This is a genomic window from uncultured Nonlabens sp., assembly GCF_947495285.1.
In the GTDB taxonomy this organism is placed as follows: Bacteria; Bacteroidota; Bacteroidia; order Flavobacteriales; family Flavobacteriaceae; genus Nonlabens.
Genome location: NZ_CANLXZ010000014.1, coordinates 44448 through 62827, shown reverse-complemented (window position 1 = coordinate 62827; position 18380 = coordinate 44448). Strand labels below are relative to the sequence as shown.

Genomic DNA, 18380 nt, shown 5'->3' with positions numbered 1-18380 from the left:
TAAAGAGGTGTTTTAAAACATGTTTTTGATCATTATTTTTGCAATCAGATTTAACATCTTAACAAAGAGTTAATCTAACTTCATCTCTAAAGAAAAATAATGAAATTAATTTTGTGGCCTTAAATAAATGTCATGAAAAAATTTTTACTTTTTGTAGGGTTGATGCTATGCAATCTTACCATTGCGCAAACTGTTTTAAACCAGGGCGATTTGGCTTTGATAGGTTTAGATACAAATGATGAAGTTTTTTCATTTGTAGTATTGGTAGATATGCTCCCAGGGACTGAAATATATTTTACCGATGAAGAATTCGGTGGGACTACTTTCTCCACTAACGAAGGTACTGTCTTGTATACAGTTCCTACCACAGGTTATGTAGCAGGAACAGTGATTATAGGAGATAGTAATGGGGCAGAGGTTAATTTCTCGTCAACTTCTGACGGTGCTATGGTTTTAGGTAATAGTGGTGATGGTGTCACAGCTTATCAAGGTACTTTATCATCTCCATCTACGATTCTATTTGCTATAGGAGAAGATAGTGGTGATATCGGTAACTTTTATGCTGGACCACAATTGTTAATTGGAGCAGATAATGGAGATTACCAAGGTGTTAGATCTGGTGATTCGGTTACATTATTTCAATTATTTCAGGACTCAACAAATTATAATACAAACGGTAACTCGTTAGGTGGATTGAGTAGTACTTCATTTGCAGTAAATAATGGCCCTGCAACGACATCGCTACAATTTGACCCTAACTCTTTAACGGTAAACGAAGATGTTGGTATTGTAGATCTTACGGTTTCTATCTCTAATGAGTCTACAAGTAATGCTACCACGGCAGATGTTATTCTTACATCTGGTACGGCTAGTAGTATTGATAACTATACTACTCAATCCGTTGCATTTCCTGCAGGTAGTTCTGTGAATCAAACAGTAACTATAACCATTACTGATGATATGATTGAAGAACTGGACAAAGATTTTACCTTTGAAATTCAAAACGTGTTAGGTGGCGATATGGCTGCTGCTGGTACAAATAATACATTTACACTAACAGTTTTAGAAGATGATATTGCACCTATTTCTTTACCTTATATAGAGAGTTTTAATGATTGCGGTGGTAGTAAATGGGTCGCTTTTGATCAAGCTGGTAATGATGTGTGGGTATGTGAGTCTGGGGCTTATGCGATGAATGGTTTTGGAGGTACTGAAGATATCGATTGGTTAATTACAGAAGTGCCAGTGGATTTTCCTATGGCGGCGAGTCTTAATCAAATAGAAGTAACGACTTCAGAGCGTTTTGGTAATACTACAAATGAGGCAGGAGAATTTTTATTGAGATACTCTACAGATTATAATGGGGCAGGAGATCCAACTATGGCCACCTGGACTGATTTAATTTTTAACCCTAATAATACTTCTTCTGGTAGTTCAGCTTCAGCCTCTTCGGTAGCGACTGTCGACGCCTCTGCTATTCAAGGTCAGGCTTATATTGCGTTTCTTTATGATAATACTGGATTAGGTGCTGAAGAATGGATAGTTGAAGAAATAAATATTACAACCTTGCCAGCAGACGCAAATCTAGCACCGTCTATAACAAATATATTAAATAGTCCATCTGCTCCAACTTCTACAGAGTTGGTAACCGTAAATGTAGATGTTACTGATGCAGATGGATTGAGTAGTGTAGAGCTGCAATACGGTTTTGCATCTGGCGTTTATGATCAGACTCCTATAGCAATGGTGTTATCTAGTGGTGATACTTATCAGGCAAATATTCCAGCGCAAGTAGATGGAACTACGGTATTTTATCAAATAGTTGCTATAGACGCAAATGCGTCACCAGAGACGGCTACAAGTGTAGAGCAAAATTACATAGTATTAGATCCTCAGCCACAAGGTCTTCAAATAGATGTCATAGACAGGGCTTATTTAATTGATTTTGATAACACAGTAGCAAATGTAAATAACGGAACTTTTGACGGTTCAGGATTTTTAACTGTACCTGCAGTAGGGCAACTAGATGCAGATGCTTTTGCAATTGACGGTTTACAAGATGCGACAACTAACTTTGGAGAGGAGCAATCTGGTAATGATTTTGGGAAAGGCTTTTCTGACGGTGGTGTTTCAAGTGGTGGTATTTATGCTTTTGAAGTAGCTGTCGGAGATTATGCGCTAGGAGTGCAACCTACAGGTAGAGACTTTACACCTGGTACTGTTTTCTTTCGGTTTACAAATAACACAGGTACTGTAGTTACCGATTTATCTGTAGCATATGATTTTTACGTGTTTGATAACGAGAATAGAGCAAATGATTTTAGATTCTCTCACGGTGCAGATGTGTCTTCTCTAACTGAGGTGACTGGTGCCGCACTTTCTTCTATGTTAGGACAAGATGCGATTGAAGAATGGAAACGTAATGCAGTAGCAATGGACTTAACAGGTTTAAATATAGCTGCTGGCGATACATATGTTTTAGCCTGGTCTTCTGTAGATAGTGGAAGCGGTTCTTCTGATGAGATAGCGCTGGATAATATTCAATTAATTGCAAATCCTTCTATTCAGAAAATTGCTCTAAGTGGAGTTTTAGAATCATTAACTTTATTAGGTGATGTAAGTTTGGGTAATACAACACAGGTCAATGGATTCTTAAATTTAATCTCAGGAGACTTAACAACAAATAATAATTTAACTTTAAAATCTATAAATGGTAAAAGCGCTGTGGTAAGAGAAGTGCTTGCTGGGACAGTAACTGGAGATGTAATAGTAGAACAGTTTTATCCTGCTCAAAGGGCATTTAGATTTATAGGTTCTTCTGTAGATATGACAGGAAGTCTTTTTGATAACTGGCAACAAGGCGGTTTAAATGTAGGTGATACTGGTTATGTTCCTGAAACAGGGATGCATATAACAGGTGGGACTATAGCCGACGGTTTTGACGCGTCTGGATCTAATAATCCATCTGCATTTAGTTTTAATGAAGGCACACAGCTTTGGGAAAGTATTTCTACTTTAAATGGTGAAGCTACAAATTCTACTAATTTAACAGCAGGAGATGCTCTACGTGTATTAATTAGAGGAGATCGTAGTGTTTCCTTAACAACTGCTGGTACTGTACCTTCTAATACAACTTTAATTTCCACAGGATCTTTATATCTAGGTGATTTTACAGCATCTGGTTTATCTACCGTAGAAGGTAGTTTTAATTTTGTAGGTAATCCATACCAGGCGCAGGTAAATTTAAATAGTGTTTTAAATGATGCTGCTACACAAGACATCAATGCAAATCAATATTATGCTTGGGACCCAACTATAGGTACTCGCGGCGCTTATGTGACTCATGACTTTGTGTTAGGAAATAGTAATACAACATCTGATGTTAATGAGTTTATCCAGCCAGGTCAGGCATTTTTTGTATCTACTACTGAAGATGGAAGAAACGCGGCTGCACTAGAACCGAGCATTTCTTTTAAGGAGTCTCATAAGTCGACAAGTTTTGAAACGTCTAATACGTATCGTAATTCTAACGTAAACGAGCAAATATCTATAAATCTATATACAGATCAAGAGTTGTTATCTGCTAATAAAGCTAGGGATGGAGTTTTGATATCATTTAATTTTAACGAGTCGACGGCAATTAGTACAAACGGAGCTTTAAAGCTTTTAAATCCCGATGAGAACTTGTCAATAGAGGCGTTAAACTCCTCGTTCAGTATCATGCAAAGAGTAGCGCCTGTAGATAATGAAATTATACCATTGAAATTAAATGGTTTAACCGCCAGTAACTACACATTTGATATCAATAATACTTTTACTAATCTACAGACCTTATTTGTAGATCATTTCTTAGGGACTGAGACTTTATTAGTAAATGGTAGTAATTTAATACGTGTTAGTTTTGACTCTACACATACAGCCAGTTTAAATGAAAATAGATTTGAATTAAAGTTTATAAACAGCACATTGTCTGTTGGAGATATCGCTTTCGCGGAAGCGGTACAAGTATATCCTAATCCAGTAAACGGAGACCGAATGACTATCGCAAATCTAATCGTAGGTGAGGCTGTGAAATTTTCTATTTATAATGTATTAGGTCAATTAGTTGTTTCTTATCAAAAAGAATCGACTAACGGCAGTGAGACCGTTTCAAGCATGAATAACTTAAGTGACGGAGTTTATTTGTTAAGAGTGGAACAAGATAATGCTGCTACAACTATTAAATTTGTAAAAAATTAATCTGAAAATTTAAGGAATTTTCACCAGCTATTATCTTAATTGCCACGTTTTCAACTTTAAGAAGTGATCCAGCAGCATTTGACCTAGAGACAGAGAACGTAGCGACATGGTCAGGATTAATTATTGCTGCAATGGTAAATTTATTTTATGACGGTAAAAAAGGAGCAGTAAATAAAAAGCTGTGAAACTTACATAAATTAAGGGCAATGTTTAAGGCATTGCCCTTTTTTTTATACTACTTTTGCACTTAGGGAAAATGAAAATAGAATACTTTAAAAATAGATTGGCTCAAATCTTTTGGAATGGAGATAATTCTCTTCAATTCCAAAATTTAAGATATTTACCACGTTGGATGGTAGTCGCAATAGATGTTTTTCTAGTTGTAGTGTCGTTCTATATTTCGTTTTTAATAGTAGAAAATATCACTACTACTTTTTATCAAGTGCTTTCTATCTATCAACAGGCAGCATTCTTTACTCTTGTTTATCTAGCTTCATTTTTTATATTTAGCACCTATTCTGGCCTTATCAGGCACAGTACTTTTGTAGATATATTTAAAATAGCATTTGCATGTATGGCCAGCGTTATGGTAATAGCGCTTGTGAATTATTGCTATTATTTTATTTATGATCAGAAAGTGTTTCTAATGCCGTTTTTGATTATTAATATGACAACTACCTTTGTGACTTTGTTGTTATTTAGAGTGTTTGTTAAGAGACTCTATTCATTTATATCCCAAGGGAAACAGAAAATTTATGATGTATTAATAGTAGGTGTAAACGACGATAGTATCGCCCTTGCCGAAGCGTTAACAACCTCTAAAACGCAAGGTTTTAATCTAGCAGGTTTTATTTCATTTAAAAACGATCATCAACGTATCAAGATTTTAGGTAAACCTATCGTTAAGTATGGGACTAAATTTTATGATAAAATAGCACCTATGAAGGTGAATGGGCTTATTATTGCTGGTTCTCAATTATCTATATCTCAAAAAAATGAGCTGGTAGATAAAGCACTAGCAAATGATTTGAAAATTTTTAATGTTCCCGATATTACACAGTGGACAGATAAGGAAGATGTTAGTACAAAGATCAAAGAGATTCAGATAGAAGACCTCTTAGAAAGAGAGGCAATTGACCTCGATGACACACAGATTTCTAATTATCTAGAAGATAGAGTTGTCTTGATTACAGGTGGAGCAGGTTCTATAGGAAGTGAGATCGTAAGACAAGTTTCTGGTTATAATCCTAAGTGTGTATTGATATTAGATCAGGCAGAGTCTCCCTTATATGATCTAGAGTTAGAATTAAAGGAAAAGTTTCCTGCTATTTCTTATAAGTTTATCCTCGCAGATGTAAGGCGCAGTGAAAGACTGGAAAGAGTTTTTGAAGCAAATAATATCTCAGTTGTTTTTCATGCAGCGGCATATAAACATGTTCCTATGATTGAATCTAATCCTAGAGAAGCCGTGTTTGTAAATATATTAGGTACGGTTAATCTGGCTAACCTTGCAGTAAGTAAAGGAATAGATCGATTTGTAATGGTGAGTACAGATAAGGCTGTGAACCCAACAAATGTTATGGGAGCTAGTAAAAGAGCAGCAGAGATTTATGTACAGTCGCTTCAACAGCATTCTAATGGAAATACTAAATTTATTACAACAAGATTTGGTAATGTATTAGGCTCTAATGGATCTGTAATTCCTTACTTTAAAAAGCAAATAGAAAGTGGTGGGCCTGTTACCGTGACTCATCAAGATATTATTAGGTATTTCATGACTATACCAGAAGCGTGTCAACTAGTGTTGCAAGCAGGTACCATGGGTAATGGTGGTGAGATATTTGTATTTGATATGGGTAAGCCAGTCCGTATTATGGATCTTGCAGAGCGTATGATTAAATTATCAGGCTTTAAACCATATGATGAGATTGATATAAAAATAATAGGCTTGAGACCTGGTGAGAAATTATATGAAGAATTGTTAGGTGATAATTCTAAAACCTTACCGACACATCATCAAAAAATTATGATTGCTAAAGATGAGCCTTACGGTTATGAAAATGTCACTCGATATTTAAAAGAAATTGAAATAGCAACTCACGATTTCAATGATGATGCAGTAGTTATGAAAATTAAGCAAATGGTACCTGAATTTATTAGTAAAAACAGCGTGTTTGAATTGCTAGACAAGAAAGTGGAATTATAGAATTAAGTATCCTACAAAATGAAAAATATTTTAATTAAATTATCCTTAATATCGTTTTTTTTTACATTAGCAACGTCTTGTGTATCAAAGAGTAAGATATTATATGTTCAAGATATTGACTCTGCGTTGACTCAAAGAGAATTGAATTACGAATCTGTAATAAAAAAGGATGATATTCTTAGGATCATTGTGACTAGTGAGAATATGAAACTTGTACAGCCTTTTAATCAAGTAGTGAACCCAACGTCTACTAATGATTTGACTATCAATTCTCAAAATAAGCTTTTGGGCTACTTAGTGGACAACGATGGCGCTATTTCTTTTCCTTTATTAGGTAATATTACCGCTGCTGGGGTGAGCCGTAAAGATTTAACAGCTACTATTCAGAATAGATTGAGAGCAGAATATGTCAAGGACGCTACAGTAGATTTAAGAATTGTTAATTTTAAGATCACTGTATTAGGTGAAGTGACAAGACCAGGAAACTATAATTTTGATTATAACCGCATTACTTTACTTCAAGCTATAGGTATGGCTGGAGATTTAACTATTTATGGTAATAGAAATAGTGTTACTGTTTTAAGAGATGTAGATGGTGTTCAAAAAGTTCACAAATTAGATCTTACAAAATCTGATTTTATAGATTCAGAATATTATTATCTTCAGCAAAATGATGTGATCATTGTAGAGCCTAATAATGCACAAGTACAAGCAGCAGGTTTTAATAGAAATGCATCTCTTTACGTTTCAGTGGCATCAGTATTGCTATCATTAATAGTTATCCTTTCAAGAAATTAATTTATGAGTACTACAAATGTGGAGTCTAACCAGGCTCTTTCTCTCAAAGATCAGATCAATCAGTATTTAAGATATTGGCCATGGTTTATCATCAGTGTTTTTATCTTTTTATTATTAGGTTTTGTTTATTTGAGATATGCAAATAAAGAGTACGTCGCATCAACAAAAATCTTAATTAAGGACACTCAAAACGGTGGCGGTTTATCTGAGCTTTCTGCCCTTGGGGATATTGATGTTTTGGGTGGCTCTTTTAATACGGTAGAAAACGAGATAGAAATTTTAAACTCTAATAGGTTAATTAACGATGTAGTTTCTAATCTAGATTTAAATATAGTTTATACACGCTCTGGAAATATCAAGTCTACTAATATTTACAAGAACAGTCCTATAAAATTATCTTTATTAAACGATTCCTTACCTGTTGCAATTACCGAGTCTATAGATTTAATGCTTAGATATGTAGATGAAACTAAGTTTGAGATAAAATTCTTTGATGATTTAAATTATGTAACCCATGATTATGGAGCATCATTTAAATTGAATGACTTAAATTTATTAGTAGTACCAGATTTTGACCACTCTAGAGGTGCTTCTCGAGCTGATAGAATAAAAGATAAAAGCTGGAGTGACCTGTTAGTTGTAATTAAGCCGATTAACGATGTTACCAAATCCCTTAAATCTAAATTAAATATCTCTAAAACTGACAAAAGAGGTAGTGTTTTAGAAATTACTTTAGTAGATCCAGTAAAGGAAAAAGCTGAAGACATTTTAAATAATTTGGTTTCGGTATTCAATGAAGATGCTATAAAAGATAAGAATCAAGTTGCTCAAAATACAGCCCAGTTCATTGATGAGCGTCTTGCCGATATTCAAAAAGATCTTGATAGTTTAGAGCGTGGTATACAAACTTTTAAGACTACTGAGAAATTAACTGATCTAGTAGCTGAGTCTGCTCTGAATTTACAAGCTTCTGCAGGTATAACTAGAGAATTAATTGAATCTAAGACTCAATTAGAGATCGCTAGATTAATTAAGAATAAATTAGATAAAGAAGAATATGATTTTATACCTGAAAATATTGGTTTACAAAATCTAAATATTCAACAAGCGTCTTCTAGTTATAATTCTTTAGTCCAAGAATATAAAAGATATAAAGATAATGCAACTGCCGATAACCCTATACTCATACGCTTAAAAGATGAAATTGATAGCTTAAAATCTGCTATTCTTTTATCTCTTAACAATACTATCAATTCTATCGAGATTCAAAAACAAAGTCTGACTAGAGAATTAGGGTCTGTTTCTGGTAAAATATCTAATGTTCCTGAAAACGAGAGAATAGCTAGGTATATCGCAAGAGACAGGGAAGTTGTTGAAGCTATTTATTTATTATTAAACGAGAAGAAAGAAACTACAGCTATTTCTTTGGCAGTTACCGCGCCTAAGGCAAAAATTGTAGATTTTGCCCTGGCATCTAAAGACCCTGTATCACCTAAACCAAAGATTATTTATCTAGCGATGCTACTTATAGGTTTTATTCTACCTGGTGCTATTATCTATACAAGATCTATTTTTTATAATAAAATAGAGTCTAGAAATGATGTAGAGAGAGGATTACCTAATACTAATATACTAGGTGAAGTGCCTAAATTAGATAAAGATACTCTTGATTATATTATTCCTAATGATAGATCTATCTTAGCAGAGTCTTTTAGAATCATAAGGACTAACCTTCAATATAAGTTGAATGCTATAAATAATGATGGGACTAAAATCATTTTGGTAACTTCTACTATTAAGGGAGAAGGGAAAACACTTGTTTCTTATAATGTTTCTAATACTTTTGCCTACACTGGTAAAAAGGTGTTGCTTATAGGTGGCGATATTAGAAACCCACAATTACATAGATACTTACCTAATGTTTCTAAAAGAACAAAAGGAGTTACAGAATATCTTACAAATAATCAGCTGACTGTAAAAGAGCTGGCTATGACTTCTAAGGTAAATTCTAACCTCGATATTATTCTCTCTGGTGCTATACCACCTAATCCAGCTGAATTATGGATGCAGGATAGAACTAAAGAATTGTTTGAAGAAGCTAAGTCGCTGTACGATCTTGTTATTATTGATAGTGCACCTACCATATTGGTAACAGATACTTTGTTGATTAATAAATATGCTGATGTTACTACTTATGTAACTAGAGCAAACTATACAGACACCTCGTTATTAGAATTTGTAGCTGACACTATCGAAGATGGTAAATTAAGTAACGTAGCGGTAGTTGTAAATAACGTTAAGCTCGCTAACTTCGGTTATGGTAATAAGTATGGATATGCATATGGAGAAGAGAAGAAAACGTGGTGGGATCTCATTAAAAAGAAGTTCTCTAAAGGAAAATCTTTTGAATAAGACTTTCCTATTTTATAGATTAAATATGAGCTTGTGGTTTTCCACAAGCTTTTTTATTGAATCTACTTGATTTTTTTTAATCTTTATGCTCTTTATTTTTTCTAAATGAGATGGCTTGTGTGCGTCTGTTCCTATAAATTCATACATTCCTTTATCTAGAAGTGATTTTGCTTTTTGAAAAGAATCTTCTCCATAGTGTTCTGTTAGAGAAAGCAAGTTGAGTTGTAATTCAAATCCTCTAGATTTTAAATCTTTATAGGCACCTATAGAGGTGATATACCTATACCTCTCTGGATGTGCAAGTATAGGTTTCAGACCTTTTTGACACATTTTAAAGACCAGCTCTTCTAGATTATTAGGTTTTTGAAAATAGGATAACTCTGTCAGGATATAATTATTATGAAGGCATAAATAATTATTAGTATCAATTAGGTTGTCAAATTCACCATCCATCATGTACTCTGAAGCAGCAGAAATGATAAAATCTCTATGATTACTTGCCTCTAATTCTAGTTTGATTTGATTAAATTTTTCAATAATCCCATTTGAGTCGTTCCCATAATAATCTTCCATGGTATGAGGTGTTGCGATACAACCTTTAAAACCTAACTCCTTAAACCCACCTATCATTTCTAACGTTGTTTCTAGATCTTTTGATCCGTCATCTATGCCTGGTAGGATATGATTGTGAATATCTACAAGGTCTTCTAAGAAATCGACTAAAAAAACAGATTTGTTAAAGAAAAACATAATTTAATTATTTATTAATTTTTGAACATCAAGAAGCTGGTATTCATTTGGAAATAGCTCTTCTAGAATAGTTTTGTATTCCGCATTATTTTTTAAGGCGTTTTGTAAATGAAATTTCCCTTTTATTAAATCACCGCTTTTTAAATAAAGGCCAGCGATTCTGTAAAGAAGTCCTGCTTCTTGTGGATAAAATTCTAATCCATTTTCCACATTAATTATTGCGGTATCTAACTCACCTAATAATAGTAGAAGGTCACATCTATCAATCCATGTAGATAGTTCATAATTGCCTAATTCAATAGCTTTCTTGAAACCGTATTCTGCCTCTTCCATAAAATTGAGCCTTCTATTTATAGCAGCATACCTTGTCCAATACATAGCGTTGTCACTGTCTACTTCTGTTGCTTTTTCAATATAAATTAATGCTTTTTGAAAATCGAGACGTTGGGTATAAAAATTTACTATGGCTAACCATCCTTTATCTAGTAAAGGATCCTCTCTAACAGTTTCTTTAAAATAATGAATTGCTTTTTCATCTACGCCTAGTTTTTCAAAGCATTTACCTAATCGCAGGTAAGCAAATGATGTTGGGTCATCTAATTTTAAAGTGATTTGATAATTTTCTATGGCTTCATTATATCTTCCTAGTTTTTCAAGAACCTTTCCTTTTTCTAGATAAGCACCCACAAAATGATCGTCTGATATGATCGCAAATTCAAAAGCAGCTAGTGATTTCTCATACATTTTTATGTCAAAATATTGTTTGCCTACCTGGTGCCAGGCTACTTCACTATAAGGATTTTTATTTAAAAATAAATTTAAAAAATCGATAGCCTGTTGATGTTCTTGTAAAAAATCAAAACAATAAATGATGTTGTAAAGAGCAGAGTAATCTGTATCATCTAGCTCAAGACATTTCATAAAATTACTCTTTGCGTTAGAATAATCTTCTGTAAAAAGAAATTCCATCCCTATAAGATTATAAACATCTGCCTGATCGAGTGTTAAATCTAGAGCTATTTTAAGTAGATCTATTGCTTTATCGTGTCTTTCTGTTTTAGAATAAATATTAGCTTTTTGTATGTAAACCTCTGCATTTTGTGGATCTAACTCGAGTAGTTCATTAAGAACCTCTACTGCTTGAGAATATTGATCATCAAAAATATACATCTCTGCTTTGAATAGTTTCAAGTTTGTAGAAGATGGGTGCTGCGATATACCTAGACTTATCGCTTTGCGGGCTAGAACCATTTTTCCTTCATCAAGGTAATGTTCTATTATCTCTTCAAATTCTCCACTGTCAAAGAATCCAACTTCATTGGACTTTAACATGAGTTCAAACTTTTTTATGCTCAAACCTTCATCACCATTTAAATCAAAATGCATATATAGAATATTAAAAATTCTTGTTTTACTAAGTTCTTTATTTTTTCCAAATTATAGGATAGAACAAGATTTCTCTTGTCAACACCTTATAAACAGAGTTTTTTAGGGTTAATGGGGATAGAAGTTTTCAGTAACTTCTATTAGTGTTTTACAGGCAAATTCTATTTCTGAATTTGTTATAGTATACGGCGGCGTGATTCTTATAGCACGCTTTTCAAATAATAGCAAGAAAAAAATCACACCACGATTTCTACATTCATTCACTATTTGAGTCGTGAACTTATCATCGGGCAATAGGGCTATAAGCATGAGACCTTTGCCTCTTATTTCCTTAATGTTTTTATTGTTTAAGCTTTCGCGAAAGCGTAACTCTTTATCCAACATTTGTGACATATACCCACTATTTTCTATTTCATGTAACGTCGCTAGTGCGGCTGAGGCGATTACAGGATGTCCTCCAAAGGTGGTAATGTGCCCTAACATAGGAGCGTTAGTAAATTGTGCCATGTGTTCTTTACTGGCCGTTAATGCACCGATAGGAAGGCCTCCTGCGAGACCTTTTCCAGTCACGACTATATCTGGTACGATGTTTAATTGAGTGAAGTAAAACATGCTACCTGTACGGCCTATACCAGGTTGTATCTCGTCTATAATGAGCAGGGTGTTTGTTGCTTTACAGCGTTTACTTAGTTCTTGTGCCCATATTTTACTAGGTATTTTAAAGCCAGCACCTCCTTGAATACTTTCTATAATTACAGCTGCGGTATTTTCATTGATCTTCTTTAAATCTGGAAGGCAATTAAAATTGATATGTGATATACCTGGAAGTAAAGGTCTGAAGGGTGCTTTGCGCTCTTCAAAATCCATAAGACTCAGAGATCCTAATGTATTACCATGATAGGCGTTTCTCATGGCGATGACTTGAGATTTTCCAGTTACTTTGCGCGCTAGTTTTATAGCAGCTTCTATCGCTTCGGTTCCACTATTTACGAGATAAGTAGTTTCTAATGGATCTGGTAGGAGAGAGGCTAGTTTTTTACACAATAATACTGCTGGTTCTTGAGCATACTCTCCATAAACCATGACATGCATATATTGATCTACCTGTTTTTTTATAGCTTTTACAACGGCAGGGTGACAATGTCCTAATGGTAGCGCACTTACACCTGCAACCATATCTAAATACTTCTTACCAGTTTTATCATAGATGTAATTCCCTTTTGCACTAGATATTTCTATTCCAGGTGCATAAGGTGTGGTTTGTGCTTGGTATTTATAAAAATCATCCTTCATTTTCTTTCTCTTCCTTTATAGCATCAGGAGTATCTGTAGACCTGGTTTTAAGATCTTCTTCTTTTAATCTTGAGTTTTTATTGATATTAAATGGTGTTTCTTTTTTAAAGAAATCTTCTTCAATATCTGGTAATGGTATCCCTTGAATAGGGGTTAAAATAGGTTTAGGTTTATCCTTAAAAAGGTCTTCTTTTGATATTATTTTTTCATCGCCTCGCCATTTTAAACCTCTTAAGGTTCGCACGTTTTCAGGTAATTCTTCTGGAGGATATGTTTTATCGTCAGGATTATCATAATTTGTGATAATGGTCATTTCTTTATTTTCAAAAAGAATCTCCATTCTACCACTTGTACCTTTGTTTATACCTATCAATTCTTTTTTTTCATTACGAGAATAGATCAAATTTTCAACATTCTTGTTAATTTTAATTATTTCTAAATGACTAGAATCATTGAATTTACCAATAAGTTCTTTTCCTTTGATTTGATTAAAACCACCGCTGCTGCTATCTTGATCTACTATAAACGCATTATTAAAAACGTATAAACTGTCTAATCGTTCTGTTAAGGTATTGCTTTGAATGTGAATACTATCTCCTGTCATCTGACTTTTTCCATTCCACAATATAGGTTTAGTAATCATCTTAGTAAGTCCAGTTCTTTGCCTAGTTACTATGGAGTCACATTTACCACTTAAATTACTTTTGTATAGACGTACATCATAAAAACCTCTTACCATTCTATCATTTTCTGGACCAGTGACCATGAGTCTATCTGCGTGTATATAAACACTATCTTGATCTTGAATAGAAATAGCAACGGCTCTTTTAGTTATAAAGACAGAATCTTTTGCTCGATACACTTCTGCATAGTGTCCTTTAATTACAGATTTATTAATGGTGTCAGTTACCACGATGTTGTTTGTTGCACTAGCAAATGACCTACCGCGGTTAAAATAAAGACTATCTCCTTTTACTGTCCTATTGTTATAATCTATTCTAGAATTCTTTATAAAGTATCCCTCGTCATTTCTAGTGTCATAAAAACCTCTTTCACAATATACGGTGCTTGTTTTACTTGTAATCGTAGAAGGTCCATACATTTTACTATGTCCAGTGTCTGTATAGAAGTTAAGATGATTGCTATCTATTTTATACTCTGGATTTGTTACAGTCACATCATCTAGAAACTGATAACGTTTTTCTTTAATAAAATAGCGCCCGATCCTACTTTTTAATGTACTTGCGGTATCTTTTACAGTACCGCCGCTTCTGTAGTAAGCCTGTTGCTTTATACGGTTAAAGAATAGGGTATCTGTTTTAAGTGTTGTTTCTGGATTTCTCATAAAAACATTACCACTCGCAAAAGCGAGTTGTGAAGTACCATTGTACTCAGCATATTCAGAGTTCATTTTTATAGAATCTCCTTGATGTATTTGAACGTTTCTAAATATTCTTATAAAATTATCTTTTTGATATAACACGGCTCGGTCACACCACATTTCTAAGCCTTTGTGTTGCACGTACACTTGTTTTCTACCGTTGCCAGAATAAATTACTGCACCAGGAAAAAGGTCTTCATTAATTTCTCTTAGGCCACCTGTTACATTAATTAAGGAATCATTTACCGTCTGTTGAGCAATAGAAAAATATGAAAGTGATATAAATATAAAGAAAAGAAGTTTTTTCAAGATAATGATTTTAGTGAGGTCAAAATTACAAAAATGCATCATGCTTTAACTAAACGTTTCTTCATAGATTAATTATATTATAAACAAATATAAAGTCTCTTTACTTAAGGGCGGTTTTAAGGTTGCATTAGTATTAAATCTATAAAATCTAACAGTAGTTATGCTTAAAGATGACTCCTTATCCAGTATTGTTTTTAAAGATATATTTTTTAGATACCTCTGTGTTAATAAAATGACTGTACTCTGGAGCACTATGTGTCTTAATATTTTTACTAGTGCTACTAAAGTTATAATGTCTTTAAATTAAAAACATAGAGATAGTTTTAAGTATATTGATTTATTGAGTTAGTCATTAATTAAGGTGCATGTGATTTTGATAATCAAATGATCAAACCCTATTTTGTTGTAGAATCATTAAAAACTATATATCTTAAAAGTCTTAAATTATGTGTAATACCTCAAGTACGCGCTGGAAAACAACGATAACAATTAGGGAACCATATTTTTTAGTGAATAACTTAATCCAGTTATTCAACCAGCCAGGTCAATTCAGTATTTGTTAAATCTTCTGTAGATAATTGAGTTGCTGCAATCACAGTTGTACCAGTAGAACTATTCTTTAAAGAAAGTACCTCATATTTTATTAAATTCCATCCTTCCTGAATTTCTAATTTGTAAGAATCTATTTTAGAGTAAATTTCATTACTGCCATCTTCAAAAAAGTTTTCTGACTTTTTTTCCCCACTTATAGAGATAGGACCTTTAGCATAAATGTAGTAATAGTTATGTCCTTTTTCTGGGGTAGCGTTATTTTTACCTACTGTATAGTTTACAAAGTTTTTACTAGAGCCTGCAAACAAATAATGAGTTTTGTCTAGTGATAAAACTTCAAATCTAAAGAACTTACCAGCATAGGCTATTAGTTCTTCCTTTCCAGTAAAATCTAAATCGTTTGCATTAGGAAAACAATCTAGTGCAGTAGTGAATTGTAAATTATATTCTGCCGTAGGAGATGAGTTGTAGGTGTTAAAGGAATTGTGTGTTATTACATCAAAATCTTGCGGTAGATCTATTTTAAAATTACCGTTTTTTGATATTTTACCGCCTATTATAGGGTCTACAAAATACCCCATAATGTTAATCTTACCACTTATACCTTCTGGATTACTTGCTTTTCCTTGAATAGATACTATTTCTTTTTTATTATTTTCTAGATTATTTTCTTCTTTTGCAGTTGTTTTACAGCTGCTTATTAAAATAAGAAAAGCTAGTAATAGGAGTCTCTTAATCATCTAGTTTTATTTGATTTAAACATAGAGTCTAATATGAGATTAATTCCTTGAAATATAAATAATACGGCTACTATTGCAAATGCTATTCCTGGCATCAAATAAATAATAGGATGTTCAGATCCTGCGCCTATATATATAAGTATAGGGCCAGCAAAAAGAAAAAGTACGCTAATAGCCAGTTTTTTTACCCCTTTACCTAAAATCTTTCTATCTGTAGATTTTTGTGACATAATATTAACAAATTCCTTGATTCTCTATAGCGCTTCTTACACTACCATGATCGATTAATAATTTTCTAGCAATTTCATAACCTGCCCCAGTCGCTTGCATAATCATGCGTGTACCGCGGTCTACTAGTTTATCGTTACTTAACTGCATGTCTACCATTTTATTACCCTTAACATGGCCTAATTGAATCATAACGCTAGTGCTAACCATGTTAAGAATCATTTTTTGTGCAGTACCAGCTTTCATTCTACTACTGCCAGTAATGAACTCTGGACCTACTATCACTGCTACAGGATGGGTGGCAACTTTATCTAGTGGGCTGCCTGGGTTACACGTAATACATCCTGTAGTTATTCCCATTTTATTACAAGTTTCTAGACCGCCTATAACATATGGAGTAGTACCGCTAGCGGCTATTCCTATAACCACATCTTTTGTTGTTATTTGATAGTTTTCTAGATCTTTAAAAGCTTGTTTTTCATCGTCTTCGGCATTTTCTACTGCTTTTCTAATTGCGGTATCACCTCCAGCGATTATACCGATGATTTTATCATAAGAAACGCCGAATGTAGGAGGGCACTCACTAGCGTCTAGTATGCCTAATCTACCACTAGTTCCTGCACCTATATAAAAAAGCCTGCCACCAGATTTCATTTTTGAAACAATTTCTATTACTAGTGATTCAATAAGTGGTATTACTTTTTTAACAGCTATAGCTACTATTTGATCTTGTTCATTAATACTACGTAATAACTCTCCAGCATTCATCTTTTCTAAATGATTGTAATGAGAATCTTGCTCTGTTATTTTATTAAAATCCATGATGTAGGTCTCGCTTTCGCGAAAGCGGTTTTTTAATTAATCTAATAAGAAATGGTATCCATGATTTCTAGACCATAGCCTATGATTCCTATGCGTTTACTCTGCTCAGAATTAGTCATTAACTTAATTTTTGTAATCTCTAAGTCATGAAGTATTTGCGCGCCTATTCCATAATCTTTATTGTCTAGATTACGTCTAGGGGCTTTAATACCACCGTTCTCTTGTAGGTCTTTGAGCTCTTCTAATCTACCTAGCATATTTTCTGGTTCAAACTGCTGGTTAATAAATACTATGGCACCTTTTCCTTCTTTATTTAATTGATCAAACATTGCGTCTATTTTCCTATCTGCATCGCTAGTTAGGGTAGAGAATAGGTCATTGTTCACCTGCGTAGAATTCATGCGTGTGAGAACGGTTTCATCATTTTTCCAATTACCTAGAGTAAGCGCTATATGTATTTGATCATTAGTGGTTTGTTGATAGGCACGCATGCGGTATTCTCCAAAACGTGTTTTTAACATAAAGTCTTCTTTCTTTACGATAAGACTATCGTGTTTCATTCTATAGGCAACTAGATCTTCTATAGAAACTAATTTGAGATTGTGTTTTTTTGCTACTTCTATTAATTGTGGTAGACGTGCCATGCTACCATCTTCATTCATAATCTCTACTATAAAACCTGCAGGTTCATGACCAGCAAGTCTTGCAAAATCGATAGCCGCCTCTGTATGTCCAGTTCTTCTTAATACACCGCCATCTTTGGCTTTAAGAGGGAAAATATGTCCAGGTTTACTTAAGTCGTGTGGTTGTGTGTTTTTATCAATAATCGCTTGTAGTGTTAAAGCTCTATCTCCAGCACTTATTCCTGTGGTAACACCGTGACCTCTTAAATCTACTGAAACGGTAAAAGCTGTTTCCATAGGGTCAGAATTATTTACTACCATCATGGCTAGATCTAGTTCTTTACATCTAGATGCGGTAATCGGTGCGCAAATTAATCCACGCCCATGTGTGGCCATAAAGTTTACTAATTCTGGTGTTGCAGATCTAGCGCTTGCAACAAAGTCACCCTCGTTCTCACGATTTTCATCATCTACAACTATAATGGCTTTACCATTTTTTATATCTTCTATTGCATCTTCTATGCGGTCTAATTGAAAGGTAGGAGTGGCTTTTTCTTGAGTAATCATAAGGAATAATTGATTTTAAAAAAAACATCTTAAATACGATTAATTAAGTATTTGAGACTTCCTTACAAAGATAA

12 protein-coding genes are annotated in these 18380 nt (G+C 33.7%); 4 read left to right on the top strand and 8 right to left on the bottom strand.

Annotated elements, in window-relative coordinates:
- Positions 1-132 precede the first annotated feature (132 nt).
- The 4 genes from Q0838_RS07685 to Q0838_RS07670 all read left to right on the top strand — a co-directional run bounded on the left by Q0838_RS07685 (position 133) and on the right by Q0838_RS07670 (position 9655).
- Positions 133-4239 carry a T9SS type A sorting domain-containing protein gene (locus Q0838_RS07685; RefSeq protein ID WP_298953073.1) on the top strand — a complete coding sequence of 1369 codons (4107 nt, stop codon included), beginning with the start codon at positions 133-135 and terminating at the stop codon, positions 4237-4239.
- A gap of 256 nt (positions 4240-4495) precedes the next feature.
- Entirely contained in the window at positions 4496-6445 is a 1950-nt protein-coding gene (locus Q0838_RS07680; RefSeq protein WP_298953070.1) for a nucleoside-diphosphate sugar epimerase/dehydratase, read from the top strand.
- 141 nt (positions 6446-6586) lie between these two features.
- Positions 6587-7243 carry a polysaccharide biosynthesis/export family protein gene (locus Q0838_RS07675; protein WP_298953067.1) on the top strand — a complete coding sequence of 219 codons (657 nt, stop codon included), beginning with the start codon at positions 6587-6589 and terminating at the stop codon, positions 7241-7243.
- 3 nt (positions 7244-7246) lie between these two features.
- The gene (locus Q0838_RS07670; protein WP_298953065.1) at positions 7247-9655 is read left to right on the top strand and encodes a tyrosine-protein kinase family protein; all 2409 of its coding nucleotides are present in this window, start codon (positions 7247-7249) and stop codon (positions 9653-9655) included.
- Between the two features lie 12 nt (positions 9656-9667).
- Here Q0838_RS07670 and Q0838_RS07665 read toward each other — a convergent pair whose 3' ends face one another.
- The 8 genes from Q0838_RS07665 to ribB all read right to left on the bottom strand — a co-directional run bounded on the left by Q0838_RS07665 (position 9668) and on the right by ribB (position 18306).
- Positions 9668-10405 carry a CpsB/CapC family capsule biosynthesis tyrosine phosphatase gene (locus Q0838_RS07665; RefSeq protein ID WP_298953062.1) on the bottom strand — a complete coding sequence of 246 codons (738 nt, stop codon included), beginning with the start codon at positions 10403-10405 and terminating at the stop codon, positions 9668-9670.
- Positions 10406-10408: 3 nt separating this feature from the next.
- Positions 10409-11791 carry a tetratricopeptide repeat protein gene (locus Q0838_RS07660; RefSeq protein WP_298953060.1) on the bottom strand — a complete coding sequence of 461 codons (1383 nt, stop codon included), beginning with the start codon at positions 11789-11791 and terminating at the stop codon, positions 10409-10411.
- A 108-nt stretch (positions 11792-11899) separates the two neighbouring features.
- Positions 11900-13084: an aspartate aminotransferase family protein gene (locus Q0838_RS07655; protein WP_298953058.1), complete on the bottom strand. Its 1185-nt coding sequence runs from the start codon at positions 13082-13084 to the stop codon at positions 11900-11902.
- Positions 13074-14774 (bottom strand): OstA-like protein, encoded by a 1701-nt coding sequence (locus Q0838_RS07650; RefSeq protein WP_298953056.1) that lies wholly within the window; start codon positions 14772-14774, stop codon positions 13074-13076. Before Q0838_RS07650 ends, Q0838_RS07655 begins: the two co-directional genes overlap by 11 nt.
- A 527-nt stretch (positions 14775-15301) precedes the next feature.
- A complete protein-coding gene (locus tag Q0838_RS07645; RefSeq protein ID WP_298953055.1) occupies positions 15302-16066 on the bottom strand; it encodes a hypothetical protein in 765 nt (254 codons plus the stop codon).
- On the bottom strand, positions 16063-16296 hold the full coding sequence (locus Q0838_RS07640) for a DUF6095 family protein (protein ID WP_298953053.1): 234 nt from the start codon (positions 16294-16296) through the stop codon (positions 16063-16065). The genes Q0838_RS07645 and Q0838_RS07640 overlap by 4 nt, the downstream gene beginning before the upstream one ends.
- 4 nt (positions 16297-16300) lie before the next feature.
- Entirely contained in the window at positions 16301-17116 is an 816-nt protein-coding gene (gene murQ, locus Q0838_RS07635; protein ID WP_298953051.1) for an N-acetylmuramic acid 6-phosphate etherase, read from the bottom strand.
- Between the two features lie 41 nt (positions 17117-17157).
- A complete protein-coding gene (gene ribB / locus Q0838_RS07630; RefSeq protein ID WP_298953049.1) occupies positions 17158-18306 on the bottom strand; it encodes a 3,4-dihydroxy-2-butanone-4-phosphate synthase in 1149 nt (382 codons plus the stop codon).
- Positions 18307-18380 lie beyond the last annotated feature (74 nt).

Coding starts and splice junctions, on each gene's coding strand:
- Q0838_RS07670 (WP_298953065.1), top strand. CDS start 7,247: ATGAGTACTACAAATGTGGAGTCTAACCAGGCTCTTTCTCTCAAAGAT.
- Q0838_RS07645 (WP_298953055.1), bottom strand. CDS start 16,066: ATGATTAAGAGACTCCTATTACTAGCTTTTCTTATTTTAATAAGCAGC.
- Q0838_RS07660 (WP_298953060.1), bottom strand. CDS start 11,791: ATGCATTTTGATTTAAATGGTGATGAAGGTTTGAGCATAAAAAAGTTT.
- murQ (WP_298953051.1), bottom strand. CDS start 17,116: ATGGATTTTAATAAAATAACAGAGCAAGATTCTCATTACAATCATTTA.
- ribB (WP_298953049.1), bottom strand. CDS start 18,306: ATGATTACTCAAGAAAAAGCCACTCCTACCTTTCAATTAGACCGCATA.
- Q0838_RS07640 (WP_298953053.1), bottom strand. CDS start 16,296: ATGTCACAAAAATCTACAGATAGAAAGATTTTAGGTAAAGGGGTAAAA.
- Q0838_RS07665 (WP_298953062.1), bottom strand. CDS start 10,405: ATGTTTTTCTTTAACAAATCTGTTTTTTTAGTCGATTTCTTAGAAGAC.
- Q0838_RS07655 (WP_298953058.1), bottom strand. CDS start 13,084: ATGAAGGATGATTTTTATAAATACCAAGCACAAACCACACCTTATGCA.
- Q0838_RS07685 (WP_298953073.1), top strand. CDS start 133: ATGAAAAAATTTTTACTTTTTGTAGGGTTGATGCTATGCAATCTTACC.
- Q0838_RS07680 (WP_298953070.1), top strand. CDS start 4,496: ATGAAAATAGAATACTTTAAAAATAGATTGGCTCAAATCTTTTGGAAT.